Source organism: Mesorhizobium sp. J428 (assembly GCF_024699925.1).
Lineage (GTDB): Bacteria > Pseudomonadota > Alphaproteobacteria > Rhizobiales > Rhizobiaceae > Mesorhizobium_A.
In genome coordinates, this window is sequence record NZ_JAJOMX010000005.1 from 21,616 (window position 1) to 48,266 (window position 26,651).

At 61.9% G+C, this 26,651-nt stretch carries 26 protein-coding genes and 4 pseudogenes; 17 read left to right on the forward strand and 13 right to left on the reverse strand.

What is annotated here, in order from left to right; all coding sequences use genetic code 11:
• Positions 1-3: 3 nt before the first annotated feature.
• The 6 genes and pseudogenes from LRS09_RS28960 to LRS09_RS28985 all read left to right on the forward strand — a co-directional run bounded on the left by LRS09_RS28960 (position 4) and on the right by LRS09_RS28985 (position 6,054).
• A pseudogene (locus LRS09_RS28960) lies at positions 4-1,360 on the forward strand (multicopper oxidase family protein).
• A 34-nt stretch (positions 1,361-1,394) separates the two neighbouring features.
• Positions 1,395-1,877, forward strand: a complete 483-nt coding sequence (locus LRS09_RS28965; protein WP_257810675.1) for a plastocyanin/azurin family copper-binding protein — start codon at positions 1,395-1,397, stop codon at positions 1,875-1,877.
• A 26-nt stretch (positions 1,878-1,903) separates the two neighbouring features.
• On the forward strand, positions 1,904-2,188 hold the full coding sequence (locus tag LRS09_RS28970) for a copper-binding protein (protein ID WP_257810676.1): 285 nt from the start codon (positions 1,904-1,906) through the stop codon (positions 2,186-2,188).
• 199 nt (positions 2,189-2,387) lie between these two features.
• Positions 2,388-3,065 carry a response regulator gene (locus LRS09_RS28975; protein WP_257810823.1) on the forward strand — a complete coding sequence of 226 codons (678 nt, stop codon included), beginning with the start codon at positions 2,388-2,390 and terminating at the stop codon, positions 3,063-3,065.
• Positions 3,052-4,470, forward strand: coding sequence for a HAMP domain-containing sensor histidine kinase (locus LRS09_RS28980; RefSeq protein ID WP_257810678.1), 1,419 nt, complete (start codon positions 3,052-3,054; stop codon positions 4,468-4,470). The genes LRS09_RS28975 and LRS09_RS28980 overlap by 14 nt, the downstream gene beginning before the upstream one ends.
• Before the next feature lie 498 nt (positions 4,471-4,968).
• Positions 4,969-6,054, forward strand: a complete 1,086-nt coding sequence (locus LRS09_RS28985; RefSeq protein ID WP_257810679.1) for a porin — start codon at positions 4,969-4,971, stop codon at positions 6,052-6,054.
• Between the two features lie 962 nt (positions 6,055-7,016).
• Here the strand turns inward: LRS09_RS28985 and LRS09_RS28990 are convergent.
• Positions 7,017-7,268: a hypothetical protein gene (locus LRS09_RS28990; RefSeq protein WP_257810680.1), complete on the reverse strand. Its 252-nt coding sequence runs from the start codon at positions 7,266-7,268 to the stop codon at positions 7,017-7,019.
• 330 nt (positions 7,269-7,598) lie between these two features.
• Here LRS09_RS28990 and LRS09_RS28995 point away from each other — a divergent pair, with 330 nt between their 5' ends.
• The gene (locus LRS09_RS28995) at positions 7,599-8,693 is read left to right on the forward strand and encodes a porin (protein ID WP_257810681.1); all 1,095 of its coding nucleotides are present in this window, start codon (positions 7,599-7,601) and stop codon (positions 8,691-8,693) included.
• Between the two features lie 61 nt (positions 8,694-8,754).
• Positions 8,755-9,117, forward strand: a complete 363-nt coding sequence (locus LRS09_RS29000; protein ID WP_257810682.1) for a hypothetical protein — start codon at positions 8,755-8,757, stop codon at positions 9,115-9,117.
• A 207-nt stretch (positions 9,118-9,324) separates the two neighbouring features.
• Here the strand turns inward: LRS09_RS29000 and LRS09_RS29005 are convergent, their stop codons facing one another.
• On the reverse strand, positions 9,325-10,257 hold the full coding sequence (locus LRS09_RS29005) for an NAD(P)/FAD-dependent oxidoreductase (protein ID WP_257810684.1): 933 nt from the start codon (positions 10,255-10,257) through the stop codon (positions 9,325-9,327).
• Between the two features lie 806 nt (positions 10,258-11,063).
• Between LRS09_RS29005 and LRS09_RS29010 the strand changes: the two genes are divergently transcribed.
• The 4 genes from LRS09_RS29010 to LRS09_RS29025 all read left to right on the forward strand — a co-directional run bounded on the left by LRS09_RS29010 (position 11,064) and on the right by LRS09_RS29025 (position 15,224).
• Positions 11,064-11,501 carry a DUF411 domain-containing protein gene (locus tag LRS09_RS29010; protein WP_257810685.1) on the forward strand — a complete coding sequence of 146 codons (438 nt, stop codon included), beginning with the start codon at positions 11,064-11,066 and terminating at the stop codon, positions 11,499-11,501.
• A gap of 171 nt (positions 11,502-11,672) precedes the next feature.
• Positions 11,673-12,140: a (2Fe-2S)-binding protein gene (locus tag LRS09_RS29015; protein WP_257810686.1), complete on the forward strand. Its 468-nt coding sequence runs from the start codon at positions 11,673-11,675 to the stop codon at positions 12,138-12,140.
• Positions 12,140-14,293, forward strand: a complete 2,154-nt coding sequence (locus tag LRS09_RS29020) for a xanthine dehydrogenase family protein molybdopterin-binding subunit (RefSeq protein WP_257810690.1) — start codon at positions 12,140-12,142, stop codon at positions 14,291-14,293. Before LRS09_RS29015 ends, LRS09_RS29020 begins: the two co-directional genes overlap by 1 nt.
• 1 nt (position 14,294) lies before the next feature.
• Complete coding sequence (locus LRS09_RS29025) at positions 14,295-15,224, forward strand: helix-turn-helix domain-containing protein (protein ID WP_257810691.1); 930 nt, start codon at positions 14,295-14,297, stop codon at positions 15,222-15,224.
• A 97-nt stretch (positions 15,225-15,321) separates the two neighbouring features.
• On the opposite strand, the gene LRS09_RS29030 is transcribed toward LRS09_RS29025, so the two are convergent.
• From LRS09_RS29030 to LRS09_RS29045, 4 genes are all read right to left on the reverse strand, one after another.
• A complete protein-coding gene (locus LRS09_RS29030; RefSeq protein ID WP_257810693.1) occupies positions 15,322-15,618 on the reverse strand; it encodes a hypothetical protein in 297 nt (98 codons plus the stop codon).
• 6 nt (positions 15,619-15,624) lie between these two features.
• Entirely contained in the window at positions 15,625-16,308 is a 684-nt protein-coding gene (locus LRS09_RS29035; protein WP_374684962.1) for a transmembrane anchor protein, read from the reverse strand.
• Positions 16,305-16,952 (reverse strand): HupE/UreJ family protein, encoded by a 648-nt coding sequence (locus LRS09_RS29040; RefSeq protein WP_257810824.1) that lies wholly within the window; start codon positions 16,950-16,952, stop codon positions 16,305-16,307. Before LRS09_RS29040 ends, LRS09_RS29035 begins: the two co-directional genes overlap by 4 nt.
• 144 nt (positions 16,953-17,096) lie before the next feature.
• Entirely contained in the window at positions 17,097-17,444 is a 348-nt protein-coding gene (locus tag LRS09_RS29045) for a hypothetical protein (RefSeq protein ID WP_257810696.1), read from the reverse strand.
• Positions 17,445-17,540: 96 nt separating this feature from the next.
• On the opposite strand from LRS09_RS29045, the gene LRS09_RS29050 reads away from it, so the two are divergent.
• The 5 genes and pseudogenes from LRS09_RS29050 to LRS09_RS29070 all read left to right on the forward strand — a co-directional run bounded on the left by LRS09_RS29050 (position 17,541) and on the right by LRS09_RS29070 (position 21,067).
• Entirely contained in the window at positions 17,541-17,816 is a 276-nt protein-coding gene (locus LRS09_RS29050) for a metal-sensing transcriptional repressor (protein WP_257810697.1), read from the forward strand.
• Positions 17,816-18,619 (forward strand): formyl transferase, encoded by an 804-nt coding sequence (locus LRS09_RS29055; RefSeq protein WP_257810698.1) that lies wholly within the window; start codon positions 17,816-17,818, stop codon positions 18,617-18,619. Before LRS09_RS29050 ends, LRS09_RS29055 begins: the two co-directional genes overlap by 1 nt.
• A gap of 28 nt (positions 18,620-18,647) precedes the next feature.
• A pseudogene (locus LRS09_RS29060) lies at positions 18,648-19,968 on the forward strand (MFS transporter).
• A 29-nt stretch (positions 19,969-19,997) separates the two neighbouring features.
• On the forward strand, positions 19,998-20,351 hold the full coding sequence (locus LRS09_RS29065; RefSeq protein WP_257810699.1) for a YqaA family protein: 354 nt from the start codon (positions 19,998-20,000) through the stop codon (positions 20,349-20,351).
• Complete coding sequence (locus tag LRS09_RS29070) at positions 20,351-21,067, forward strand: ABC transporter permease (RefSeq protein WP_257810825.1); 717 nt, start codon at positions 20,351-20,353, stop codon at positions 21,065-21,067. Before LRS09_RS29065 ends, LRS09_RS29070 begins: the two co-directional genes overlap by 1 nt.
• Before the next feature lie 59 nt (positions 21,068-21,126).
• On the opposite strand, the gene LRS09_RS29075 is transcribed toward LRS09_RS29070, so the two are convergent.
• The 7 genes and pseudogenes from LRS09_RS29075 to LRS09_RS29105 all read right to left on the reverse strand — a co-directional run bounded on the left by LRS09_RS29075 (position 21,127) and on the right by LRS09_RS29105 (position 26,510).
• A complete protein-coding gene (locus tag LRS09_RS29075) occupies positions 21,127-21,567 on the reverse strand; it encodes a hypothetical protein (RefSeq protein ID WP_374684957.1) in 441 nt (146 codons plus the stop codon).
• Positions 21,568-21,740: 173 nt separating this feature from the next.
• Positions 21,741-21,899 (reverse strand): hypothetical protein, encoded by a 159-nt coding sequence (locus LRS09_RS29080; RefSeq protein ID WP_257810700.1) that lies wholly within the window; start codon positions 21,897-21,899, stop codon positions 21,741-21,743.
• Positions 21,900-21,939: 40 nt separating this feature from the next.
• Positions 21,940-22,320: a YkvA family protein gene (locus tag LRS09_RS29085; RefSeq protein ID WP_257810701.1), complete on the reverse strand. Its 381-nt coding sequence runs from the start codon at positions 22,318-22,320 to the stop codon at positions 21,940-21,942.
• Positions 22,321-22,328: 8 nt separating this feature from the next.
• Entirely contained in the window at positions 22,329-22,526 is a 198-nt protein-coding gene (locus tag LRS09_RS29090) for a heavy-metal-associated domain-containing protein (protein ID WP_257810702.1), read from the reverse strand.
• Positions 22,527-22,610: 84 nt separating this feature from the next.
• Positions 22,611-23,641, reverse strand: a pseudogene (locus LRS09_RS29095) (2Fe-2S iron-sulfur cluster-binding protein).
• 14 nt (positions 23,642-23,655) lie between these two features.
• A pseudogene (locus LRS09_RS29100) lies at positions 23,656-23,923 on the reverse strand (glutaredoxin family protein).
• Between the two features lie 58 nt (positions 23,924-23,981).
• Positions 23,982-26,510 (reverse strand): heavy metal translocating P-type ATPase, encoded by a 2,529-nt coding sequence (locus LRS09_RS29105; protein WP_257810703.1) that lies wholly within the window; start codon positions 26,508-26,510, stop codon positions 23,982-23,984.
• Between the last annotated feature and the right edge of the window lie 141 nt (positions 26,511-26,651).

Genomic DNA, 26,651 nt, shown 5'->3' on the forward strand with positions numbered 1-26,651 from the left:
AAATTGGTTACGAGACGTCAGATACTTGGCGGCGGCGCGTTCTCGCAGGTGCGGCCGCATGGACGAAGACATCTGCGATGGGACTTCCTGACGCTGCGATCATGGAATCCCCCGACATGCAGCCGCCGATCTTCCCGTCGAGCGGCCCGGACTATCAGCCGGTGGTAACTCTGAATGGATGGACCGCTCCTCATCGCCTGACTAACGGCGTGAAAGAATTCCACCTGGTCGCCGAGCCAGTCGAGCGCGAGCTTGCTCCGGGCATGACCGCTTATCTCTGGGGCTACAATGGACAATCACCAGGACCGACGATCGAGGCGGTCGAAGGCGATCGGGTTCGCATCTTCGTGACCAACAGGCTTCCGGAACACACCACCATCCACTGGCACGGCATGATCCTGCCGAACGGCATGGATGGCGTAACCGGTCTCACACAGCCTGGCATCCCGCCGGGCAAGACCTTTGTTTACGAGTTCGACCTCGTGAAAAGCGGGACGTTTATGTATCACCCGCATGCTGACGAAATGGTCCAGATGGCGATGGGCATGATGGGGTTCTTCGTCATTCATCCGAAGGATCCTTCCTTCATGCCGGTCGACCGGGACTTCGTCTTCCTGCTCAACGCATATGACATCGAGCCCGGCTCCTATGTTCCGAAGGTCATGGAGATGACCGACTTCAATCTCTGGTGCTGGAACAGCCGGGTCTTTCCAGGTGTAAGTCCGCTGGTCGTTTCGAAGAACGATAAAGTGAGGGTACGGGTCGGGAACCTCACCATGACCAACCATCCGATTCACATGCATGGCTACGACTTCGAGGTGACCTGCACGGACGGAGGTTGGACGCGGCCTGAGGCGCGCTGGCCGGAAGTCTCGATCGACATCCCGGTTGGCGCGATGCGCGCCTACGAGTTCGACGCCAAATCCTCGGCGACTGGGCGATACATTGTCACAAGTCGCATCACACGATGAACGCCATGGGGCATGACGTGCCAACGTTCATTGGCGTCGACAAAACCGAGGTGACGAAAAAAATCCGTCGCGTTCAGCCGGAATACATGCCGATGGGCAACCGTGGCATGGCCGACATGGGCGAGATGGAAATGCCGCTTCCTGACAATACGATAAAGATGATGGAAGGCTGGGGACAATTTGGAGCGATAGAAATGGGCTCCATGTTCTCCGTAGTGAAAGTCCGAGAGGGCATTGCAGCGAACGATTACGCCGATCCGGGCTGGTATCAGCACCCCGAAGGAACCGTCTCCTACGAATGGACGGGCGACACTCCCGCTCCCGTCAAATCAGGCGACGCAAAAACGATGACACCGGCGGCGACGCACGGCGGTCACACCAAGGGATAACAGCGATAATGACAACCGAAAGGAACCCGAGAACATGAAAAGATTTGTGATTGCGACCGCCGTTCTGGCTTTGACGACTGGAGCTGTCTTCGCAGCAGGGACGCACTCAGGTGGCCACGACACTGAAAAAATGGCAATCGGCGAACCCGGAGAGAAAGGAAAAGTCAAGCGCACCGTCAACATTGCGATGACCGAAAAAGATGACGGCAAGATGCTTTTTGAACCGGCGACCATCAAGGTCAAAGCTGGGGAGACAATTCGTCTACGCTTCACGAACAAGGGCGAGGCTGACCACGAATACGTCATGGATCAAGAGCCGGCTGTGATGGAGCACAAAGCGGTCATGGAGAAATTCCCTGACATGGAACATGCCGACGCGAACTCCATACGGCTGGCTCCCGGCAAGACCGGCGAGATCGTATGGACGTTCTCAAACGCCGGGGACTACGTATTCGCCTGCTTGATTCCGGGTCACTATGAATCCGGCATGAAGGGCGCCATTCAGGTTTCGCAGTAACCCGTACAACACAAAGGACCTATTCTATGAAAAATACCGCAAAGATACTATCGCTGCTCGCCGTCATGCTCACTCTTGGCGGTAACGCGTTCGCGCAAGAATATACAAAGGGTGAGATTCAGAAGATCGATACTGCCCAGAAGAAGCTCACCATCAAGCATGGCGAACTCAAGAACCTTGAGATGCCTGCCATGACTATGGTTTTTGTCGTGGCCGATGAAGCCATGCTGAACAAGGTCAAGGAGGGTCAGGCGATCGAGTTTATCGCCGACCGGGTCAACGGCCGCATCACGGTTACAGAAATCAAGTAAATTACAAATGCTTCCCGGGACGAACCCTTCGGTTCGTCCCGGTCTTGGCAGACCTCATCTGTCTCTCAAGCGGGATTCAACCTGCAAAAATCCATAACGGAGTCACGAACCGCGTGCTGTGCCCCTTGGGCATGGCATGCCGCTGCATTCAAGAGGTCAAGGGAGCGACGGCGTGGCCGACGCCTGGAAATCAATGCTTATGAAAATTCTTCTCGTCGAGGACGATGGCCGCACGAGCGAATACATTGCGAAGGGCCTCACGGAGGCGGGCCACACGGTTGACGTTATCAGAGATGGAAGAGACGCTCTGGGAGTCGGACTGCGCGAGGCATTCGACGTCGCAATCGTAGACAGAATGATACCTGGAATAGATGGGCTGGCGCTCGTTAGGAGCTTGCGCGCAGCCGGCTCCAGAATCCCTGTCTTGTTCCTCACTTCCATGGGCGGCGTAGACGATCGTGTCGAGGGTCTCGAGGCCGGCGCCGACGATTACCTCGTCAAGCCATTTGCGTTTTCAGAATTGACTGCACGGGTTAACGCGCTGGCGCGTCGTCCCCCGATCTCGTCCGAGAAGACCAAACTCAAGGTCGCCGACCTCGAACTTGATCTAGTGCGAAGGCTGGCGACGCGCGGCGGCACGGTGATCGAACTGCTGCCGCGCGAGTTTGCACTCCTCGAATTGTTGATGCGAAATGAAGGCCGCATCCTCACCAGGACAATGCTTCTGGAAAGGATATGGAACTTTAATTTCGATCCACAAAGCACGGTGGTCGAGACCCACATCAGCCGACTGCGCAGCAAGATCGACAAGCCGTTCGACACTCCCCTCCTTCATACGACCCGCAACACGGGCTATAGCATCCATGCGCCGCGCTAGCATTGCGCACAGCACATCGTTCCGGCTTGCTGCGCTTTATGTTCTGCTGTTCCTATTCGTCTATTTCGCGGCGAATCTCGTCGCCTATAACCTCGTGGCATCTTACCTCTACGAGCGACTTGACTCCCATGTGATGGAGCGCTTTCGCGAGATTGAGACTGCGTTTGTGGCCCGCGGACTTGCCGGTGCGGAGGCCATGATCGTCAATCATGGCCCAGCTATCCGCGGGCAGGAGACGCTGTATTCGCTCCGCAGTTCGGACGGCTCGTTTCTCGCGGGCAACATCGACCTTGCCGGAGCGGTGAAGGGGCTTTCGACCCTGGACGCGCGTAACCTTGGAACTAAATCGACGAACTATCGGCTATACATGCAGAATCTGGGGCCCAATCAATTGGTGGTCGGTGTCAGCTACGACGATACCAATCGCCTCAGAGATATCGCGCTGGTGAGCTTTGGTTGGGCAACAGCGATTGTGCTGGCGGCTGGGCTCGGGGGAGGTGCATTATTGGCATTCAAAACCAGACGCCGTATCGCCTCTCTGTCCGGCGTGATGCGGATGGTCGGGTCTGGGGAACTCGGGAGACGCCTGCCGATATCGCCGCGAATGGACGATATCGACGCATTGGCTGCGGAGGTCAATGTGGCGCTGGGACACTTGCAGTCAAATGTGAGCGCCATGAAGCAGGTTACAACAGATATCGCCCACGACCTCAAAACTCCGATATCGCGCTTGTTTCTGATGCTGGAAGCCGCACACGAGGCCGACACAATAGCGTCCAGCCGAACGCTGATCCAGGCGGCCATGGAGGAAGTGCGGCGGATCACGTCGACGTTCGAAGCACTTTTGAGGATCTCCCAGATCGAAACTGGCGCCAGACGTGACCGCTTCAGGCGGGTCGACGTGACATCACTCGTTAACGAGGTTTTTGAGGTCTACGCGGATATTGCGACCGAGCAGGGACGAAGATTGAGGCTCCTTAGGTCCGAACAAACGTTCTCGGCGCATCTGATTGGCGATAGCGAACTCCTCAAGCAGATGTTGGCCAATCTGGTTCAAAATGCGGTCCGCCACACGCAGCCCGGCTCACATATCGGCTTGGGCTATATTTGTAGGGCCCAAGGCGTCAGCCTGTTCGTCATCGACAACGGTCCTGGGATACCGCCGTCCGAAACGGACAAAGTGTTCAAGAGATTCTATCGGCTGGACAAAAGCCGTACCACGGAAGGCACGGGTCTAGGGCTTAGCATGGTGAAAGCAATCGCCGACCTTCATGGAGCTACGATCAGCCTCCGTGACAATGGCCCGGGGCTTGTGGTTCAAATCGATTTTCCACACTCGGTTACGGATGAGAAAAGCCCGCCCGCGGAGGTCAGCTACGCGGGCGGGGAAAAGGGCGCTGCTTAGTTGCGCATGGCCCATTGGAGATACGTCGTGAGCTTGGCGACGAAACTTTTGCTCCCGTTTTCTCGGGCCTTACAAATCTGCAAGCTTTCCATGAATGTTCAGCGCCCAAGGCAATTGTAGTCCTCCGGTCCACTAGCGCGGCTCGGCTCGTTATGGCCCGCATGCACCGCAGCCGGAGTATTTTTGCCAAGGGATGATCGCTTCCTGAGCCGGACCAGGACCGGAGGCGAGTGCCACAGCCAGCACTATAGGCAGCGACTCTAGCAGCGGTTTCTTGGCCCCAAAAACGCTTACAATCTCGGGCGCTCCAAGCGCTGGGCTGTGGTCAATCGGCAACACATGGCTGCTGATCTTCGCGGGAGAGACTTATCTTACACGCATGTAAACTTGCCGCAAACGCCGCGCAAACAGCCCAACTCTTACTCCACCTCGCGCTCAAGGCCGGCGATATCCGTCGGAACATCGGCGCAGTTACACCCTAACTGGAGGTGGGAACCCGTGAAAAAATCTCTGATCCTATTGTCTTCGGCGTTCGGCGCATTGGCGGTAATGCCCGCTTGGAGTGCAGACGCTGTCATGGCGCCTGAGCCTGAGCCCGTGGAATATGTGCGCATCTGCGACGCCTACGGGGCAGGCTTTTTCTACATCCCCGGCACCGAGACCTGTCTGCAGATCTCTGGCTACGTCTGGTATCAGATGGGCGCCGGCAGCTATGAAGCTGGCACGGGCGACACACCGTCCTACCACTACGGTGACACTCCGCAGGATGGCTGGCGCAAGAACGTCCGCGCTCGCGTCAACTTCGACGCGCGTTCGGAAACTGAATGGGGCACGCTGCGCTCCTTCATTCGCTTGGAGTCTGTCTGGAACGGCGTGGGCGACGGTCCGGCCTATGTGGACCAGGCTTACATCCAACTCGGTGGTTTGATGATGGGTTACTCTGAGTCGTTCTGGGTCGACTCAAAGAACGGTGGCGCCTCGAACTGGGGCTCGCACTCCTGGTCTGGTATGTACTACGGCTACACCCAGCGTGCCCTTATCGGCTACCGCTTCGACTCGAACGGCTTCTTCGGCGCGATCTCTCTGGAAGACGATGCTCTGGCTGGTGAAGGCTACATGCCCGACGTGGTCGCCAAGATCGGCTATACCGGGGGCTGGGGCACCGCCTGGTTGAAGGCGGCTTACGACGAAAGCGCCGAATTCTTCGCGGCCGGCGCGGGGGTTCAAGTTAACGTCCCGAATATGGCGGGTTCTTCGCTCCGCATCCTTGGCTATTACAACGAGGGAGACAACGCCTACGGCACCGGCAGCCCGCTGGGCACCGACGCAGAATTGTCGATCCTTGCGTCCTACAACCACCAGTTCACCGCGACACTGGGGGCGTCGGTTGGCTTTCACTATTTCAACGATCTGTATGCTGCCGGCACGAATATTAGCACCGGACTTGATGCATGGGCAGCTGAGCTGTCGGTGGTCTGGTTCCCGGTGTCGCAGTTCGAAGTTCGCACCGAACTCGGCTATGCTGAGGTCGACGGTCGCGATGGCTCGCTCTCCGGCTTCCTCCGCTTCACGCGCTACTTCTAACTGATACTTGTTCGGTCCTGTCGGCGCCTTGCTCGCGCGTCGACAGGACTGCTTGTCCTGATGCAAGCGTTCTCCTAATCGCAATTGTGGCGACCGCAAACGCAGGGTCATGACTGTGCTGATACGCGAAAAGTTTGCCGGCTAAAGCTTGGATGCCATTTTCTGAGGCCTTACAAATCGGCAAACTTCGTTGCACGTTCAGCGCCCACGGTAATTGTAGTCTTTTCGCATAATTGAACGCGGCCGCTGGGTTTCGACGATACCGAACCGCTCGTTGCGGCGCTCGATGGACCCCGATTCCGTTACGCGAAACACGACGTCCGGGTTTGAGACCGAGCGCACGACATCACCGGGCTTACCGTCACCTCGGTAAAGGCGTCGATTCGCTGGACATTTGATACGGCTGAGTTCGGTTCGGCCGTTGCGCCAAGCGGGTGCGCGATTGCTAAGGTGGCGGAACTCAGAAGGATAGCTGAAGAAATTGCTGTGAGTTTCATAGATATCTCCTTGCACTCCGGCGGGGAGTTTCTGTGCGGCTAGTATCCGGGCTCATCCTACAAGGTGGCCCAGATTACTTCCCCGAATGATTCGGATCTCGCTCGCCAGGGAGAAGCGGGCGCCGGTAATCGACGGTATCGTAACGCTGGTTGCGCCGCTCAACAGTGCCATTTTCCATCACTGTGAATACGACATCCGGATTTGAGACCGAACGGATGACATCGCCCGGCTGGCCTTGGCCGCGGAACAACCCTTCTATCCGTGCGGCGTTAGATGCCGCAGAGTTCGGTGACGCACCCGGGTCTGCAGTGTGAGCGAATGCTGCAGGCACAGGAGCGACAATCAGGAAGGCAATAAGGGGTGCGGTCGGCCTGATCATGATTTCCTCTTTTCGGTTTCTCTGGGCGCGATCTGCTGATCGCGCCCAGAGCCGCTCAGCGCGGGGGGGACTGGACGCGACTTGCCTACTTGCCCGAATAGATGTCCGAGCGCGTGACGTTTGCAGAGTAACCGTAGAGCGTCGGATCGGTGTCCTGCGAGCGAGGCGCGATGGAATGAGTGCGGTTGTAATCCACCGCCGGCGTGCTGCTTGTGTCGTGGCCCGTGCGCACCGCTGCCGGAGTATTGTTACCCGGGAACACGGTGGCTTCCTGAGCCAGAACGGGACCGGCGGCGAGGGTCAAAGCCAGCACCAGAGGAAACTTGTAGGCAGACATAGGATGGTCCTTTCATTTTCTGCTGCAGCCGTCGGGAGCAAGTGGCTGCACCGCCTATTGATCGGCGATGAAAGGAAGATAGCCGGCGACTCTCGCAGCGGCTTTTCCTTGGCCTTAAATATCTGACAATCTCGGCGCGCCGAGCGTCGCGCTGTGGTCAATCAGCAACACATGGCCGTTGATCTGCGCGGGAGCGACATGCCTTACGCGCATGTAAACTCGACGCAAAAGCCGCGCAAAGAGCCCGGTTCCTACTCCACATCGCGCTCATGACCGGCGATATCCGTCGGAACACCGGCGCAGTTGCATCCAAATTGGAGGTGGGAACCCGTGAAAAAATCTTTGATTCTATTGTCTTCGGCGTTTGGCGCATTGGGCGCAATGCCCGCTTGGAGCGCCGATGCCGTTATGTTGCCTGAGCCCGAACCTGTTGAATACGTGCGCATCTGCGACGCCTACGGGGCCGGCTTTTTCTACATTCCCGGCACTGAAACGTGCCTGGCGATGAGCGGTTACGTCTACTATCAGATCGGCGCTGAGAGCCGAGGCGTCGGTGACACGCCGCCTTTGACCTTTCATCCCGGCGATCAGTTCAACGAAGGCTTCTACAAGACTGTTCGCGCGCGGGTGAACTTCGACGCACGCTCGCAGACTGACTGGGGCACGCTCCGTTCATTTATTCGCCTTGAAGCCAACTGGAATGGAGCAGGCGACGGCCCCGCATTCGTCGATCAGGCGTTTATCGAACTCGGCGGTCTGCGCATGGGCTATACGGAATCGGCATGGACATCCACGCAGGGCGGCGGAGTGTCCAACTTTCCGGGCTCGCACTCCTGGTCTGGACTGGGTTATGGCTACCAGCAACGGCCACTCATAGCCTACACCTATACGGCCGGAAACGGCTTCTACGGTACTCTGTCTCTTGAAGACGATACGCTCGCCGGGGATGGCTATATGCCGGACGTCGTTGCAAAGGTCGGCGTCAATCAGGGATGGGGCGGTGCGTGGGCTCAATTCGGCTACGACGAATCGTTCCTTGGAACTGATGGGTATGCGGCGAAGCTCGGTCTTCACCTGAACATGCCCAACATGCCTGGATCGTCCCTCAGGCTCATCGGCACCTACGCCAACAATGCGAATATCTATTCGACCGGCCAGTTCGATGCAATCAGTTCTGAATGGTCGATCCTCGCGTCGTACAACCAGCAGTTCACAGAAACGCTGGGCGTCTCGGTCGCAGGACACTACTACAACAACCTGCACGCGGGTCTGGCGACGACCGGCATCAATGCATATGCAGCTGAGACCTCAGTAGTGTGGTTCCCTGTCTCGCAGTTTGAAGTGCGCAGCGAGCTTGCCTACAGCAAGATTGAGACTCTCGACGGGACGGTCTCCGGGTTCCTTCGCTTCACCCGCTACTTCTAACTCACGACTTGATCGGTCCTGTCGGCGCATTTTCTCCGTGCCGACAGGACTGGTGATCATAATGCAAGCTCTCCTCCTGTTGACAATAGCAGCGACTGCGAATGCAGGGTCGCAGCTGTTCCTGAAGATGGCAGCCATGCGCCATCTCGGACTCAATGCGACGAGTTACGCCTCCTTTTGGCGACTTGTCGCCTCCTGGCATTTCTTGGCAGGTGTTTTTCTATTTTTCATTTCACTGGCAATATACATTTATCTACTGTCTATTTACGATATCGTTCTAATATTCCCCGCGATGAGCCTTACTTATGTCGGCGTTATCTATTTGTCTTGGCGAGTTCTGGGCGAGCAGATCGACAACTGGCGATTGATCGGCGCAGCGTTTATCGCTGCCGGAATCGCTGCGCTTGCCGTGGGATCCGATTGAGCCGACGGCAAGCTCTCATTCTACGTGGGCTGCGACGATGTGAGGTCGGCACCCACTACGTGCGGCGCGGATTGAACCGGTCCCGGCGAGCGAACGGCCAGCATCTTTGGTCGACTGTAGGCCCGGCAAGGCGATCGTCGCCCTGCTGCCTTGCGGCATCGACGCTTCGGCCTGGCGATCCCGAGGCAGATTAGCCGGGATGGCGGCCTAGCGCCGGAGAGCCCTAATGGCCGCGAGATCGTTTCGGATGGTCGTGGCGGCCACGGCCGCTTGGCCCATCGCATGGCTAATTTGATCCAGCCCAGAAACAACGTCGCCGGCCGCGTAAAGCCCGCGGATGCTGGTTCTTTGATGACGGTCAATCACTGGACAGCCATCGCCTGTCGCCTGCGCGCCGATAGCTAACGCTAGCTCCGATCGGATAGTCGTCCCGAGCGCCGGATATATGCTGGCGAATGCTACAGATCTTGCAGGTAGTTTCACCTGGATGGTTCCGGAATGCAGTGAGAATTCCAGACACGGCCCTTGAAGGAGGTCGATCTCCGCAGATTGGATCCGCGCGCGTTCGCTTCTGTCAAAATCATGATCGCCCTCTGGGGAAATCAAGCTCACCTTGTCCGTATAGCTCCGCAAAAACTCCGCTTCTGCCAGGCCAGATTCGCCCGTGCCAATCACGGCGACCGGGCGATCGGTCACCTCGTAGCCGTCACATATCGGACAATAGCGCAGCAGCCCACTTGCGACAGCTTCGTCATGCTGCCCGCGGGGCATCCTCATCGGGCGATTGTTTAGAACGCCGGTAGCGAGAAGCACGGTGCGGGCCGAAAACGTGCGGTCGACTGTGTTGATGACGAACCGGCCGCCAGCAGCCACCGAGAGGGAGTTGACGATACTTGGTTCGAAGGCTGCGCCATATTTAGTCGCTTGGTCTCGCATGCGGTCGAGCAACTCGAAGCCGCTTATTCCGTCGGGAAATCCAGAATGGTTGTGCGTCATCGGGATCGTTGCTGCCCGACCATCCCCGGCATCGATGACCAGGGTCAACAGATGGAATCGAGCCAAGTAGGTCGCTGCTGTCAGGCCTGCGGGGCCGCCGCCGATTACGAGGCAATCGACGATTTCGGCTGATCGGGCTGACATGGCTGAGGTCCATTTCTCATTCGAGACCAGCACAGCTGTTTCACTGAATCGGTATCATCATCCATCAAGAATTCTGATGCCTAGCCTCGGCGTCACGAATTCAACCGGCCAGGATCCAGCGCCCGCAGCCTGTGACCAGTGCAGTCAGGGTGCCGGGTGCCTTGCCTCGACATATGACACATACGCCGAACTTCCTGCCGAAAGTTCCGCTGGCACTTTTACGATGAAAAAACCCCGTCGACCGTAAACCCTAGGCTTGGAGCGGCCGTGGACGGTGCCATCATGCAATGTAAATTCTGTTCCGTCAGCCGCTCGTATTTGCGCATCCACATGGCCTGAGAATACGCCATTTCTGATACGTTTCGGGAATCCGACATCCCCGCGAATGACAACGCCGGTTTCGGTGGAATAAGCCCGAGCACGTAGGACGCGCGCGCCGGCCGTGGAACTATTCGGGGCAATTGTGACGCTCAATGGGAAGCGATTTTCTAGCTGTGCAGCGGTGCTTGACGGCACGGTGGTCATCAGAGCCAGCGCCACAAGCGCTGTGGAAACGACCGCTCTCATAGTGCTCTCCAAAGATAGACCTAGATGATGCCTTACCATTCCTAACTACGAATTACCTCAGCCTTCCACCAAGCTTACATATTTGTAAAGTGGTGCCCGTTGGGTAATGGTTGGCCGTCGTTGCGGCCGAACGTGGCTTGTTGTAGCGATAGCGAGGGCGCGCACGTCGCGAAGTTTCGCCTAGCTCGTGAGATAAGTGTTCAATCGGTAGGAGAAGCGAATTGAGGACCTACAGATCGATGCTGCGGCTCGCAGTTTTCACCGCGACTGCACTGATCAGCCAAGCCGCGTGGGCGGCGGGGCAAATGGAGGTTCTGAAATCTGCTTCTTGCGGCTGCTGCGTCTCGTGGGGCAAGCACATGCGAGAGGCAGGATTCACAGTTACTGAGCGGGACCTTCCGCTGGCAGATCTCAACGCGGCGAAGGCCGAAGCGGGCCTGAAGCCAGGACAAACGTCGTGTCATACCGCGCGGATCAACGGCTACGTCATCGAGGGCCACGTTCCTGTGCGCGAGGTGACGCGACTGCTCGTGGAGCGGCCGGAGGCAATCGGGCTGACGGTACCCGACATGCCCTACGGCTCGCCTGGCATGGGCGACGCGGCCAACGCTGATCCCTACGACGTGCTGCTGATGAAGCGGGATGGCGCGACCGAGGTTTACGCAAGCTATCCTTAGCTTGCCGCTTGCGACGAGCCTTTCAATCATGCTGTTTGCGACGCAAACTGATGGAACGCGCCGCGGTCACGACACCGGCGCGTGCGCAGACAGCCCATGATTGGCGCGATCGTTCAATAATTCCAATAGGCGATGCGGCATCCTCCGAGGACACAATCCTTGGAGGTCGCCTTGCGCATCACCCTCAACCGCCAGACGGCGGAATTGCCCCGCGAACTGGCCGAAGAGCCACTACTCTTCGTGCTTCGGGATCATTTCGGACTGAATGGCCCACGCTTCGGTTGCGGCGTCGGATCGTGCGGCGCCTGCACGGTCGTCATCGATGGCGAGGCACAGCGCTCCTGCGTCTATGCCACGGCGGCGGCAGACGGCCGTCAGGTGCTGACGCTGGAAGGACTCGCAGAAGGCGACAGTCTGCATGCGGTCCAGCAAGCCTGGATCGAGGAAAGCGTGCCGCAGTGCGGCTATTGTCAGAACGGCCAGATCATGACCGCGTTCGCGCTGCTGGCTGCCCGGCCGGATGCCACGGCGGCAGAGATCGAGGAGGTCATGGACGGGGTCCTCTGCCGCTGCGGCACGCAGGCACGCATCCGCAAGGCGGTGGCGCGGGCGCAATCTGTATTGGCGGGAGGCGCGTGATGGCGGGCCTGTCGCGACGCCGTTTCCTCATGGCGCTCGGCTGGGGCGCGGCCGGGATCACGGCCGTCGCCGGTGGGGCGGCATGGGCGCTGATGCCGACACTGCCTCCGCGCAACGCGCCGACGCATGCAGATGCCACTGCGTGGCTCAGCCTCCGGCCGGATGGGGTTTTCGAACTCTACTCCAGCCGCGCCGAGATGGGCCAGGGGATATCGATGGGTCTCCGCCAGGTCGCTGCCGACGAACTGGGCGTTGAAGTGGCTCGTGTCCGGCTCGCGCAGGCGGATACGAGCCTCGTTCCGGTCGCGCGCTCTACCGTCGGCTCGGACGCGATGCGCGAGACGGGTGTCCTGGTGGCGCGCGCGGCAGCGGCTCTTGCTAGCGCGATCCTGCGCGAAGCGGCGCAGCGGCTCGGCCGTCCGGTTGCGGACCTGCGGCTGGCATCGGACGGTGTCGTATCCGGTGGCAAGACCATGCTGACATTCGAAGAACTGGGCCCGGGCGCGTCACTGCTCGTAACCGCCGAGGATGTCGAGACCGCGACACCCAGGCTGCTTGCGGGTCCGGACGGTCGTCGCGAGGTCGGTCGCGCCCATCCAACCCACGATGTCGATGCGATCGTCACCGGCAACCGCCCTCTCTATGCCGACGACGTGCGCGTGCCCGGGATGGTGTTTGGGGCGGTCGTCCGTCCGCAGACGCTTGGAGGACGAATCCTCGGCATCGACGCGTCGGCATGCCAGTCGGTTCCAGGATTCCTCGGTCTCTACCGCGATGGTGACTTCGCCGGCCTCGTCGCGACCCGGCGCGGCGCGCTGGCGCAGGCATTGGGCATGCTCGTCGTCGAAGAGGAGGAAGGCCCGGATGTTGATTCAGACGACATTTCGGGGATGGTCGACATCCGCAGTGCGTCCGACGTGCTGGAGCATAGTGTCTTCGATACAGGCGACCAAAGTGACGGGCCGTTCGACGTCGACCTGACGCTCACTGTTCCTCTTGCGGCACATGCCTCGATCGAGCCCCGCACGGCCGTTGCCCGGTTCGGCGACAACGGCGGCCTCGAAGTGTGGACAGGGACCCAGGATCCGTTCTTCGTCCGCAACAGTCTCGCCGACACGTTCGGCCTCGGCCCGGACAGGGTGGTGGTGCACGGCATGCGCATCGGCGGGGGTTTCGGCGCACGCACGATCGTCGCCGCGGAGATGGACGCGGCGCGGCTGGCGAGGCTCTGCGGGCGGCCGGTGAAGGTGCAGTGGAGCCGGAGCGACGAATTCCGAGCAGGTTTCCACCGTCCTCCATCGTCGCACCGCATTCGGCTTTCGGCGGACGCAGAGGGGCGGATCACCCACTGGCATCACGCGTTCCGGTCCGGGCACGTGATCTTCACGTCTGCGGCGATGGGTCCGGGCCTGCAGTTTGCGACCAGCTTCGTCGCCGATCCGGGTGTCGCACGCGGCTCCGTCCCGCCCTATGCGGCGGATGCCACCGCCGTCGAATTCGAGGACGTTCGCCTGCCAGTCAAGACCGGTCCGTGGCGCGGTCTCGGTGCGGCGGCCAACAGCTGGGCGGTCGAGACCGCCGTAGATGCGCTGGCGCGGGCGAAGGGCATCGACCCGCTGGACATGCGCCTGAGGTCGATAGGGCCTCAGCACGCGCGATTAAGTGCGGTGCTCTCGGCAGCCGCCGAGATGGCCGGCTGGACCGCGCGGCCGAAGGATTCGGCCGATGAAGGCTGGGGGCTCGCCTGCGGCATCTACAAGGAAATGTCCTACGCTACCGCGGTCGCGCGCGTGACAAGGACGGAGGCCGGATACAGAGTGACGGGCCTGTGGTGCGCGCACGATTGCGGCCTCGTCGTGAATCCCGATCAGGTGCGGGCGCAGGTCGAGGGCAACCTGGTGTGGGGGATCGGCATGGCCTTGAAGGAGGAACTGCTTGTGGACGGCGGTCGTATTCGGCCCGAGAGCTTTTTCGACTATCCGCTGCCTGTGCTGTCGGATGTGCCGGACATCGAAATCCGCCTGATCGAGGACGGCAACGAGCCCACGGGCGCCGGAGAGACCGCTATCGTCTGCGGAACGGCAGCCGTCACCAACGCTGTCGCGGCGATGACGGGCCGGACGGTCACCGCGCTCCCAGTCAAGCAGGCCTGACGTGGAGGATTTCGCCAGCGCGCTGGTTCTGGCGATGGTGCGCCGTTCGCTTGCGCGGCAATCGATCGAGGTTGCCGCTTTAAGTTCTACGGCCAACCGGACCGTCCGCCTGGAGGAAAAACAGGCATTGCTTGAAGCCGTGCTCGTTTCCCACGGCCCCGCAGCCATCCTGAGCGTGGCAGACATCGTGCCGGAGTTCGCCGACCATCCCGTGGCAGGCGTGTTCGCCGGATGTCGGAACCCGACCGATGTGGTGACATGTTGGCTCGCGATCGAGCGCTATTTCCATTCACGGCATCGCACCCGTGTCGTAGACCGCACCGACGATCGGATCGTCATGGAGCACTTCGATACGCGCGGATCGCGGATATCAACCGGTGAGAACCTCGCCGTGGCCGGATTAATCCTCGGCATTCTCCGCTGGCGGGGCGCGCACGGTGTCGAGTTGGGTTTCGATTCGGCAATCTCGACCGCTGATCCTGCCGCATCGGCGGAACAGACACATCGCTGGATGATCTGCTGGAAAGGATTCAATCCTCTGCCAGGCGCTCCTTCGGCATGGGACGACGGGTCGGTTCCTTCCGTGGATTTTAGCGGACGAGCCATATCCGATCCCTTTGTGGCGCGTCTATTTGCCGAGGAACTGGGCGGGCCCCGCGCGCGCCGCAACGCTGCCCGAACTGCGCGCGCCGCCGGGCTCAGTCTACGAACGCTCCAGAGGCGGCTGGCTCAGTCTGGCTGGACTCTCGGTGATATCGTCGCATCCGCCCGCGTTCATGTCGCGACACGCCTGCTCGCGTCAACTGACACGCCGCTTGCACTTGTCGGCCTCCTCGCAGGCTATAGCGACCAGCCGCATTTCCAGCGGGCGTTCAAGATCGCGGTCGGCCCCACGCCAGCGGAGTATAGACGCCTCGTCGCTCCCGTCTGAGCAGGCCAGAAATCGAGGCAGTCGGGCGCGCGCATTATCCGGTAAACGGGAAACTGCCGCGGAAGGCTGCCATCCGCGGCAATGTGATGACCGAAAATTAGTCGGGCTTGAGCTCCGGTGCGTCGGGATCGAATCCCTCAAGCTCCCGCTGTATCGCGTCCTTCGCAGCCGTCGCCTGGTCGCCGTCACTGCCATGCCGCGCTGCGACCGTGAACGTCTCGACGCGGGGCTGCACGACCCATGCGACCTCGATGTCGTGCATCGGGAGGCGCTTTCGGACGAAGGATTCGAGCTTCCGGATCACGTCCGGGTCCTTGAACCGCTCTCCGTTCGGCGGGACGACGATGAACGCACCCGGCGGGCCGGACCCGCCGGGACGGTCGGCTTTTTCCATCGCCGCCTACATCATCCGCTTGATGTCGGAATACGCGCCGCTGGTTTTCAGCGTCACCGTGACGGGCGCGTCCGTGCGATTGCGCCAAAACCAGCCATGATTGCCGTCGAAGGCAGCTTCCAGCACACCCTCGTCCTCGGCGACGCCGCGGCCCTTCTCGTAGGAGATGTTCTCGCCGCCGCCGTCGCCATGGGTGTCGAAATTCACCACGGCGCCATTCGCGGTCCAGGCGTAGTTCGCCTGCGCGCCCTTGCCCATGACCAGCTTGACCTCGACGCCCTCGCCGGGAGCGAGCGTCAACGACATCTCGTCGGAACGCGTCTCCTGAGCATAGGCGCTACCGACGAGGAACTCCGACATGATGCGGTGGAGGAGGCTCGACCCCTGCTGCGAGGTGTTGGGAACGGTGGAAGGCGCGGCAGCCGGAACGGCACTCGGTGCATCACGCATGCGGTCGGCTTCCGCTTCCTCGGCGAGCTGCGTCTTGATCTCGCCCATCTCGGCCAGCCCGAGCGCGCCGCCGACCCCGGTTGGGTCGATGCCGTATTCGGACGGCAGGACGACCGCGACGAGGATGGCGACGGCCGCCACGATCGCGATGATCGTGGACTTGAGGAGCTGCGCCGAGGTCGGCAGTTCGGCGCGGGTGGGGGTGTCGGAATTTGTACATGTGTGGTTCTCCTTGTTCAGGCAACGAAGTAGCCGGTGAGCTGATATCCGATCAGCACGAACCCGGCGGTCATCATGAAGACGTTGGCGGTGTAGGCGTGTTTCCAGAAGCTGGTCGTGCGCCGCCAGTACCCCATCGCGATGAGGATCATGGCGAGCGCGATCAGCTGTCCGATTTCGACGCCGACATTGAAGGCGAGCAGGTTGGGCAAGAGCCCGTCCCGCGCGATGTCGTATTCCAGGATCTTGGTCGCGAGGCCGAGTCCGTGGAAGAAGCCGAAGATGAGCGTCGCGAGCTTGGTGTTCGGCTGATAGCCGAACCAGCGCTGGAAGGCGCCGAGATTGTCGAGCGCCTTGTAGACGACCGACAGGCCGATGATCGCGTCGATCAGATAGGCGCTGACGCCCCACCCGAACCACACGCCGAGGATCATCGTCGTGGAGTGCCCGATCGCGAACAGGCTGACATAGATTGCGATGTGCTGAGCGCGATAGAGGAAGAAGACCACGCCCAGCAGGAACAGGAGGTGGTCGTATCCGGTCACCATATGCTTGGCCCCCAGATACATGAACGGGATGAGGTGGACCCTCGTGATCTCCTGGATATAGCCCTTGTCCCCCTCGGCGACGGCGTGAGCCGCGGCGAGGCCGGTGGACAGGAGCATGGCCAGTAAGACCGACAGGATGGCCACCGGAAGGACGAACGGCGCGCGCGCGGCGAACCGTCCGCCCTGAGGCGGATAGGATGTCATGGGAATTTTTCCGTGATTGCGGGAAGGATGATGACGGCCGGAGCCGGAGTCAGTCCGTCACGCCTGCCGGGGAGGTCGGTCGCCCGGCGGATCGAACCGCGATACGACGCGGTCGTCCAGCATTCCCGGCCCGGAATAATCTGGAGATGCGAACCGGAAACTTGTCAACGCGGCGGCCGCCGGCGTGTCGTGGCTATGGTCGCCGCCATGGGATTGGTCGTGTTGGTGATCGACCGGGGCAGAGGCTTGCTCTTCCTCGTCATGCGAATGGCCGTGATTGTCATGCGCGACCGTGCTGAATTGCATAGGACCGGAAGGCGTGCCGACGGGCGCACGGAAACCGACCAACGCCAGCGCGAGCAGGCAGATCAGCAGCGTCCTTGCGGTGGCGATTCGATCCGGCATCATTGCCAGCCCTATAAGCAGTTGGTTAAGGCAAGGTAAAGGCAGAACCGGGATACATGGTTTGACAAAATCCTAAGGGGGAGGATAGGAAGCCAAATGTCCGAACATCGTCATTCTTCCCATCCCGACATCATCAAGCGTCTCAAGCGTGTCGACGGGCACGTGCGCAGCGTCATAACCATGATCGAAGCCGGAAAGCCGTGCCTCGACATCGCCCAGCAGCTTCATGCGGTTGAGAAGGCGGTCGCGCAGGCCAAGCGGACGCTGATCCACGATCACCTCGACCACTGCCTTGAAGAGACGATCGGACCCCTGTCGCTGGAAAAGCGCGGTTCGGTCGACGAGTTCAGGGAAATCGCGAAATACCTCTGATGTCGAATGGTCACCGCTTGTCCAGCCACATGAAGATGACTCCGACCATATGCTTCGTGACCGCCGGCGGAGATCATCCCTGGATAATTGCGAATGCGTTGGCTGCTCGCTTCGGCGACGCCCTGGTGCTGATCAAGGAGGATCCGGAAAGCAAATGGGATATCCTTGCACGGCGCGCTCGGAAGCTCGGCTGGTTCAACGCCGCGGGTCAGTTCGGCACCATGACACTGATACGGATCGGAAAGCTCGCCCTCCGATCGCGGATACAACGATACATTGGGCGGCAGGGGCTTGACGTCGAGCCGCCCCGATCGTCGGAGGTGGTGAAGGTCCCATCCGTGAACTCCGAGGAGTTCTTCCGCGCCATCTCGAACTTTCAACCCGATCTCATCTTTCTCGCGGGTTGCCGCTTGATGACGAAAAACACCCTCGGTCGAATGCCCTGTCCGGTGATCAACTATCACGCCGGCGTAACACCCAACTATCGGGGGATGAACGGTGGATACTGGGCTCTCGCAAGCGGGGAAACCGATCAATTCGGCAGCACCATCCACATCGTTGACGAAGGGATCGATACCGGACCCATCCTCGAACAGCCGCGGTGCCTGCCCGAGCCGGGCGATAGCATCATCACCTATCCCTACACTCTCGCCGCCGCCTCGCGCGCCGCGTGCGTGAAGGCCGCGGAGGATGTGCTCGCCGGCCGCATACCCACGATTCCAGCGGTCGGGCAGTCGCAGCAGTGGTACCACCCGCCGATCTGGCAGCACTTGTGGACCGGGTTGTCCGCGCGAGTGTGGTGAAGCCCGCTCATCGACAAGGCGAACACGCATGCTGGCACCTCTGAAGAACCGCACCTACCGCCATCTGTTTGCCGCGCAGGTAATAGCCCTGCTCGGCACCGGGCTGTTGACAGTCGCGCTCGGCCTGCTCGCATTCGACCTCGCGGGCGAGAATGCCGGAGCCGTCCTCGGCACGGCGCTTGCCATCAAGATGATCGCCTATTTCGGCGTTGCACCGATCGCCTCGGCCTTCGCGGAGCGCGTGCCGCGCCGGGCCATGCTGGTGGCGCTCGATCTCGTGCGCGCGGGGATCGCGCTGTTCCTGCCGTTCGTAACGGAGATTTGGCAGATCTACGTCCTGATCTTCGTGCTGCAGTCGGCATCAGCCGCCTTCACGCCGACGTTCCAGGCGACCATTCCGGACGTGCTGCCGGACGAGAAGCAATATACTCGCGCCCTGTCGCTCTCCCGCCTGGCCTACGATCTCGAGAGCCTCGTCAGCCCGATGCTGGCGGCGGCGCTCCTGACCGTCATCTCCTTCCACAATCTGTTCGCCGGAACGGTCGTCGGCTTCCTCGTCTCGGCGGCGCTTGTGGTGTCGGTCGTCCTGCCAAGCCCGAAGCCGGCCCAGCCGCGCGGGATATACGACCGGACGACGCGCGGCATCCGCATCTATCTCGCGACGCCGCGCTTGAGGGGTCTGCTCGCGATCAACATGGCGGTCGCGGCGGCGGGCGCGCTGGTGATCGTGAACACCGTGGTCTACGTGCAAGCGGCCTTCGGCCTCGACCAGAGCGACACCGCATTGGCGCTGGCAGCCTTCGGCGGCGGCTCGATTCTCGTGGCGCTCGTCCTGCCGCGCCTTCTCGACACGATCCCCGACCGGACGGCGATGCTCGCGGGCGCATCGGCCCTGGCGTTCGCGACGTTGGTCGGTTCGGTCATCCCATCCTATGGATGGCTGCTGCCGCTCTGGTTCATCATGGGGGCCGGATACTCGATGGCGCAGACCCCGTCGGGACGGCTGCTGCGTCGATCATCGCACGCGGAAGACCGCCCCCGCGCTGTTCGCCGCCCAGTTCGCGCTCTCGCACGTCTGCTGGCTCGTCACCTATCCGCTTGCGGGTTGGGCAGGGACTGTGTTCGGACTTCCCGCGACTGCTGTCATCCTCGCATTGATAGCGGGGACCGCCGTGGCGGCTGCCGCGTGGCTCTGGCCTGCTGGCGATCCGGAGGTGGTCGAGCATTCCCATGACCGGTTGCCCGCCAGTCATCCCCACTGGAACGAGGGAGTTGTCGACGGTCGCAACAGGCATGCCCATGCCTACGTCATCGACGACCTGCACGCCGTCTGGCCGCATGCGCGGTGAGTCCAGCCGGACGCATGGGCGCCGCCGCAGTGGATGACCTTACCATTCTGGGCGGCCTGTTCGCCACCGCCTTCGTCGCGGCAACGATCCTTCCGGCCCAGTTGGGAGCGGCTCTCGTTGGGCCGCTTGTCGCCGGAACGCATTCGCCCATCCTGCTTGTCGCCGTCGCCGGCCTCGGCAATTTGCTCGGCGCGTTTGTCGACTGGGCGCTCGGGCGTGGCGTCGAGCACTTTCGCGACCGGAAATGGTTCCCCATCGGTCCAACTTCGTTCGAACGGGCGACCGGGTGGTACCGAAAGTGGGGCCACTGGAGCCTGCTGCTCTGCTGGGTGCCGATCGGCGGCGGTGCGCTGACGGTCGCCACGCTGGGCGTCCTCGCATGATGGGTCTGTTCCAGGATCTCGTCGCCATCCAGCGCGAGATCTACCTGGCCTTCGCCGACCGCATCGGCGAATTCGCGAAGACCGGGGACTGGGCGCTGCTCGCCGCCTATCTACCGATGGGAATTCTGTTCGGCGCGGTTCATGCGCTGACGCCGGGACACAGCAAGGCGGTGCTGGCCACCTATCTGACGGCTTCGAAGGCCAGCGTGCCGCGCGGGCTGGCGGTGTCGCTGGTCCTCTCCTTTGTCCATGTCGGTCTGTCCGTCCTCATTGCGCTCCTGTCGCTGCCGTTGGTATCGGTGGCGCTTGGCAGCGTCGGCCGCGCGCCGCTGCTGGAGGATATCAGCCGCGGTCTGCTCGGCGTGATCGGCCTGTGGATGCTCTGGCAGGGATGGCGCGGCACCGGACATGCGCACGGCCAGGGGATGGCGGCGGGAATCGCGGCCGGGCTGATCCCGTGCCCGCTGACGCTGTTCGTCATGACCTTCGCCATCTCGCGCGGCGTGCCTGAGGCTGGCGTCGCCTTCGCGGCAGTGATGATGATCGGCGTCGCAATCGTGCTCGGCACGGTCGCGCTGGCGGCCGTCCTGTTTCGCCAGCAACTCCTGCGACTGCTCGCCGCGCGACCTTGCACCGTCGACGCGGTCACGCGCTCAATCCAGATCATTGCCGGCCTGGTTCTGATTGCAATGGCGCTAAACACAATCGCAGTCTAATCGCGATGGTCTTCTGTTAAGGCGACATATTTCGACCGAGGCATCGCGGCCTCAATGTGTTAGACCAAGGCGAAGCTCGTAAGTCTCAGCGCATTCCCGAGAACGAAGACGCTGGGGAGCGCCAGCGCGCCCGCAGCCAGCGCAACTCCGCGCGCCATCGCCTCGGCGAAAGTGGCCGTGGCCAGAGGATGAGAGGAGCCGGTTTCCAGGTCGGCAGCCAGTTTCAGCATATCGGCCTCGCACCGTTCGGCGCCGATGATGTCGGTGACCTTCGGCTTGCCTTCCGTCAGCGTGCAGGCCTTGTCAAACGCCGCGACGGTGATCTCGCCGAGCTGCTCCGGTACCGCTCCGCCCTTAATCAGCATACCGCGCCGCGCGCCCGCAGAAAGACTGGCCGCGAATGCCGCAGGCGTCGATATGACGAGCGCGCACGGGCAGCCGATCAGCAGCACCGCGAGGCCCTTGTAGACCCACTCGTTCCAGTCGCCGCCGAATGCCATCGGCGCGGATGATGGCGATGAGTGTAGCGACACCGCCGCCAACCGGACGGCCGCTGGCGTAAGCGTCTTTGGATCGAATGGATCCGGACTGAATGCAATGAAGTCTTGCACGGGCGAAATGAGCTCCGCCTTACCGTCCCATCCGGAGCGGAACAGCCCGTGGCGAGTTGCGATCAGAAGCTTTTCAGATCTTGGGTATCGACGGCTAGCCCGCGAACGTGCATGTGCTCTTTCAGCTGCGAAACCAAGAGGGCCTCGGCTCCTGCCACCGAGCCTGACGCGACGGCTGCAATCGCAAGGCCTGCGATCAGGTTTGCGGCGATCATTCCCATAAATTTTCTCATCTTGTGCACCGCGCTTGTGAGATTGAAGTTAGTTGCGGAGATAGCGATACCCGAGCCATGCCGACAGCGCGATGGACGCTGCCCATATGCACGCGATCACCACTGCGGCGGTTCGGCTCGCTGGACGCCGTCCAGCGAGAGCCGCGGCCGCTCGGTGCTCGGCCATGACCTCCGGCGGGATCATCTTCACCACGGCCAGAATGCCGAGCGGCACGATTATCGCGTCGTCGAGATACCCCAGGACGGGGATGAAATCCGGGATCAGGTCTATCGGCGACAAGGCATATCCGGCAACGCAAAGCGCCAACGCCCTCGCATACCAGGGTGTGCGAGGGTCGTCGGCGGCAAGGTAGACGGCATGCACGTCACGCTTGATCGTGCGCGCCCAGTATTTCAGCCTGTGGAGCACTAGATGATTCAGGCAGCCTCGTTTGCATATCCGGCGGTCTCTACCGCCTTCGAAATTCTTGAAGCATCGGCGGTCGTTTCGATCGTCACGATTTTCGACTGGAGATCCACGGTCACAGCCGCATTGCTATCGACACTCTTCACCGCCTTCGTCACGGTTCCGACGCAGTGCCCACAGGTCATGTCAGGCACGTTCAATTTCAGCATTTCGGTCTCCTTCATATGGTTTGGCATGTCGCCAGGACTTGAACATGGGGTTTCCAGTCGCTGGAAGGTCAACCCCCATCGCGATCACGGATGCGTTACCGTGGGTCTCTCGCCTTGGTCCGGGGTGTAGAAGACGTGCACATGGACGTCGGTGGCGCAAAGGCCGCGTTTGATCAGCATCGGTCCGGCGGCGTCCACCATTGCTGGCGGGCCATGCAAGATAGGCTTTCCAGCCATCGAGGGCGCCGAGTCAGCGGCGACCGCGCCGGAGACGTAGCCCGGCCCGAAGTCCGGGCCGGTTTCCTCCGACATGACCGTCACAAAGCTGAGATTGGCGTGCCTCCCCGTTAGCGCGGCGAAGCGGTCCAGCAGATAGAGGGTCGCGTTCCGAACGCGCGCCGAAATAAATGCGAATCGGCCGGCCCCATGCCCTTGGCGAGCGCGGTCTCGGTCACCGCCTTGACCGGCGCAAGTCCCGACCCGCCGGCGACGCCGAGGATCGGGCCGGAATGTTTTTCGCGCAGGAGAGCCGAGCCGAGCGGACCTTCGATGGCGACGCGGTCGCGAGTTGAGGCGCGCGCCCAGATCAGCTGGCTCGTCGTGCCTTCGGGAACGCGCCGGACATGGAATTCGACAAGCTCCTCGTCCGGGCGGCTGGCGACGGAATAGTCGCGGGTCGGCGCGCCCGGATAAAACAAGCGGGCATATTGCCCGGCCTTGAAGGTGAAGCCTCCGCGATGGTCGAGCCTGACCCGGATCAGCTTGATGTCATGCGTTGCATCCTCCACAGTCGCGATGGCCCCTTCGAACCGGCCAACAGGTATGTCGGCGATCTCGTCCGCGCCGCCGAGCCATGCGACGGTGGCGTTAGAGAGCGGCTGCGCCCGGCAGGCAAGGATCGGCCCGTGAGCACGTTCCTCCGGGGAGAGCGCGAAGGGCGTATGCGGAAGCAGGTCGACCTCGCCGCTGACCAGGCGCGATTTGCAGGAGCCGCAGCGCCCCGATTTGCAGCCATGCGGATACGCAATGCCGGCTGCGAGCGCGGCGAGGAGGATGGTCTGGCCGTCATTGACTTCGAGGCTGCGGCCGGCCTGCGGAATGAACACTTTCGGCATGGAAGCATCTCCTCTCAGGCCGCCTGGACGAGGCCGAGGGCGGCCGCGATCAGGGGCTTCTGTTGCGGGAAGGTTCCGTAAAACACCTCTCCGCCGACGATTGTGATCGGCGCCACGCGGACGCCGGTGCGGCGCTTTCGCCTCCTCGGCGATCGCCGGGTCGAGTAGGTCGCGCTCGACGAAGGGAATGCCCTGGTTTTCGAGCCACGCCTTCAGCGCGCGGCAATCGGGGCAGGTGGGAGTCGAGAAAATCTCGATCCAGGGATGATGATGGCTGGACATAGCTTTGCCTCGAAGTTGGGCGTTGGGATGAGGGAACCGCCTCGAGGCGGCTCCAGGATCACTCGGCGGGGGCGAGCCGCGCCTGGCCGGCCACGGCGACGCTTTCGCCGCGCCCGAGCGGCTGGCGGAAAGCCTTGAGGCGCAGGGCGTTCGACAGGACAAAGATGCTGGAGAACGCCATCGCGCCAGCGGCGAGCATCGGCGACAGCAACAAGCCATAGGTCGGGTATAGCAGACCGGCGGCGACGGGGATCAGCACCACGTTGTAGGCAAAGGCCCAGAACAGATTCTGCTTGATGTTGCGGATCGTCGCCTTGGACAGCGCGATGGCGTTCGCCACGCCGCGCAGGTCTCCCGACATCAGCACCACATCGGCTGATTCGATCGCAACGTCTGTGCCGGTGCCGATGGCGATGCCGACGTCGGCCTGGGCGAGCGCGGGCGCATCGTTGATGCCGTCGCCGACAAAGGCGATCTTTCGCCCGTTGGCGGCGAGCCGCTTCACGGCGTCGACCTTGCCGTCCGGCAACACCTCGGCGACCACCTCGTCGATTCCGAGCCGGCGCGCGATCGCTTCCGCTGTGCGACGGTTGTCGCCGGTGATCATCGCGACCGTCAGTCCCATCGCGTGCAGCGCCGCGACCGCTTCCGGCGTGGTTTCCCGAACCGGATCGGAGACAGCGATGATCGCCGCAAGCTTGCCGTCGATCGCAGCATAAAGCGGCGACTTGCCTTCTTCGCCGAGCCGGCGCGCGGTCTCGGCGAACGCCGTTAAATCTAGGCCGAGGCGCACCATCAGGCGATCCGCGCCGACTTCGACCTTGCGGCTGCCGACCGACGCCTGCACGCCATAGCCCGGCGTAGCCTCAAAGCCACTCACACCTTGCAGGGTCAGTCCCCGGCGTCCGGCCGCCTCGACGATCGCTTCCGCGATGGGGTGCTCGGAACGCGTCTCCACCGAGGCGACCAGCGTTAGGACCTCGTTGCGGTCCAGACCTTCGACCGTGACGAGATCGGTCAGTTCAGGCCGACCGCGGGTCAGCGTGCCGGTCTTGTCGACAGCGATCACCTCGGCGTCCCGGAGCGTCTGGAGTGCGTCGCCCTTGCGGAACAGCACCCCCATCTCGGCGGCGCGCCCGGTGCCGACCATGATCGAGGTCGGTGTGGCGAGACCCATGGCGCACGGGCAGGCGATGATCAGCACCGCCACAGCGTTGACCAGCGCGAAGGTCAGCGCCGGCTCGGGCCCGAACACGAGCCAGACGAGGAAGGTGAGCGCGGCCGCCGCGATGACGGCTGGCACGAACCACATAGTCACCTTGTCGACCAGCGCCTGGATCGGCAGCTTTGCGCCTTGGGCCTGCTCCACCATGCGGATGATCTGCGCCAGCACGGTGTCAGCCCCGACCTTCGTCGCGCGATAGGAGAAGCTGCCGGTCTTGTTGATGGTGGCGCCGACAACCTGTGCTCCCTCGCCCTTCGAGACGGGCACGGGCTCGCCGGTGATCATGGATTCATCGACGAAGGACGAGCCGTCGACGACTTCGCCGTCAACCGGCACCTTCTCGCCCGGCCGGACCAGCACGATGTCACCAACCCGGACTTCCTCGATCGCGAGCTCGAGACTCTGGCCGGCGCGCACGATCCGGGCGGTCTTGGGCGCGAGCCCGACCAGCCGCTTGATGGCTTCGCTGGTGCGCCCCTTGGCCCTTACCTCCAGATAGCGGCCGAGCAGGATCAGCGTCACGATTACGGCCGCCGCCTCGTAGTAGACATTGGCGGTGCCGGCCGGCAGCGTTTGCGGCGCAAATGTCGCCACCACCGAATAGCCCCAGGCAGCGATCGTGCCGAGTGCGACCAGCGAGTTCATGTCGGGCGCGAAGCGAATGAGCGCCGGAACGCCTTTTCGGTAGAAACGAAGGCCCGGCCCGAACAGCACCAGGGAAGCCAGAGCGAATTGGACGTACCAGCTCTGCCGCATCCCAATATTGTTCATGACGAAATCATGGATGGCCGGCACCAAATGCGCGCCCATTTCCAGCACGACGATCGGCAGCGTGAGCGCGGCCGACAGAGCGAGGCTGCGCTGCAGCCGCGTCATCTCGGCTGCGCGGGCTTCCTGCTCCTGATTCCCGGTCTCGGCCGAAGCGGCGCGCGCTTCGTAGCCGGCGGCGCGAACAGCGGCGACCAGGTCGCCAGTATCGACGACGCCGCGCAGATAACGTACAGAGGCGTGTTCGGTGGCAAGGTTGACCGAAGCATCGGTGACTCCCGGCACGGCCCCCAGCGCCTTCTCGATGCGGCCGACGCAGGACGCGCACGTCATCCCGTCGACGGAGAGTTCGACAGTATCCTCCGGCACGGCATAGCCGGCCCCTGCGATCGCATTCACGACCGCGCCGACATCCGGCGCTCCTGCGAAGGTAACTTCCGCGCGCTCGGTTGCGAGATTGACGGATGCCTTGGACACCACAGGCAGTTTGGCGATGGCGCGTTCCACCCGGCCGACGCAGGACGCGCAGGTCATGCCCTCGATGGAGAACTGGCGAATGGTCCCGCCAACGGCGGAGGGTGGGGAAATGTTCATGATGCAACTCCGTCTAATCGGTAATGCATGCACGTTTGCACCTTCCCACGACTGGAAGGTCAAGGGCTTTTTTTAGCGCTATGCTGTTTTGTTCCTAACGGAGGCCAAAAGCCGCCGTTAGGTGCGGAACCACGCGAGCGA

Coding starts and splice junctions, on each gene's coding strand:
- LRS09_RS28965 (WP_257810675.1), top strand. CDS start 1,395: ATGAAAAGATTTGTGATTGCGACCGCCGTTCTGGCTTTGACGACTGGA.
- LRS09_RS28970 (WP_257810676.1), top strand. CDS start 1,904: ATGAAAAATACCGCAAAGATACTATCGCTGCTCGCCGTCATGCTCACT.
- LRS09_RS28975 (WP_257810823.1), top strand. CDS start 2,388: ATGAAAATTCTTCTCGTCGAGGACGATGGCCGCACGAGCGAATACATT.
- LRS09_RS28980 (WP_257810678.1), top strand. CDS start 3,052: ATGCGCCGCGCTAGCATTGCGCACAGCACATCGTTCCGGCTTGCTGCG.
- LRS09_RS28990 (WP_257810680.1), bottom strand. CDS start 7,268: ATGTCTGCCTACAAGTTTCCTCTGGTGCTGGCTTTGACCCTCGCCGCC.
- LRS09_RS29000 (WP_257810682.1), top strand. CDS start 8,755: ATGCAAGCTCTCCTCCTGTTGACAATAGCAGCGACTGCGAATGCAGGG.
- LRS09_RS29005 (WP_257810684.1), bottom strand. CDS start 10,257: ATGTCAGCCCGATCAGCCGAAATCGTCGATTGCCTCGTAATCGGCGGC.
- LRS09_RS29010 (WP_257810685.1), top strand. CDS start 11,064: ATGCTGCGGCTCGCAGTTTTCACCGCGACTGCACTGATCAGCCAAGCC.
- LRS09_RS29020 (WP_257810690.1), top strand. CDS start 12,140: ATGGCGGGCCTGTCGCGACGCCGTTTCCTCATGGCGCTCGGCTGGGGC.
- LRS09_RS29030 (WP_257810693.1), bottom strand. CDS start 15,618: ATGGAAAAAGCCGACCGTCCCGGCGGGTCCGGCCCGCCGGGTGCGTTC.
- LRS09_RS29040 (WP_257810824.1), bottom strand. CDS start 16,952: ATGCTCCTGTCCACCGGCCTCGCCGCGGCTCACGCCGTCGCCGAGGGG.
- LRS09_RS29045 (WP_257810696.1), bottom strand. CDS start 17,444: ATGCCGGATCGAATCGCCACCGCAAGGACGCTGCTGATCTGCCTGCTC.
- LRS09_RS29050 (WP_257810697.1), top strand. CDS start 17,541: ATGTCCGAACATCGTCATTCTTCCCATCCCGACATCATCAAGCGTCTC.
- LRS09_RS29055 (WP_257810698.1), top strand. CDS start 17,816: ATGTCGAATGGTCACCGCTTGTCCAGCCACATGAAGATGACTCCGACC.
- LRS09_RS29070 (WP_257810825.1), top strand. CDS start 20,351: ATGGGTCTGTTCCAGGATCTCGTCGCCATCCAGCGCGAGATCTACCTG.
- LRS09_RS29075 (WP_374684957.1), bottom strand. CDS start 21,567: ATGGCATTCGGCGGCGACTGGAACGAGTGGGTCTACAAGGGCCTCGCG.
- LRS09_RS29080 (WP_257810700.1), bottom strand. CDS start 21,899: ATGGGAATGATCGCCGCAAACCTGATCGCAGGCCTTGCGATTGCAGCC.
- LRS09_RS29090 (WP_257810702.1), bottom strand. CDS start 22,526: ATGCTGAAATTGAACGTGCCTGACATGACCTGTGGGCACTGCGTCGGA.
- LRS09_RS29105 (WP_257810703.1), bottom strand. CDS start 26,510: ATGAACATTTCCCCACCCTCCGCCGTTGGCGGGACCATTCGCCAGTTC.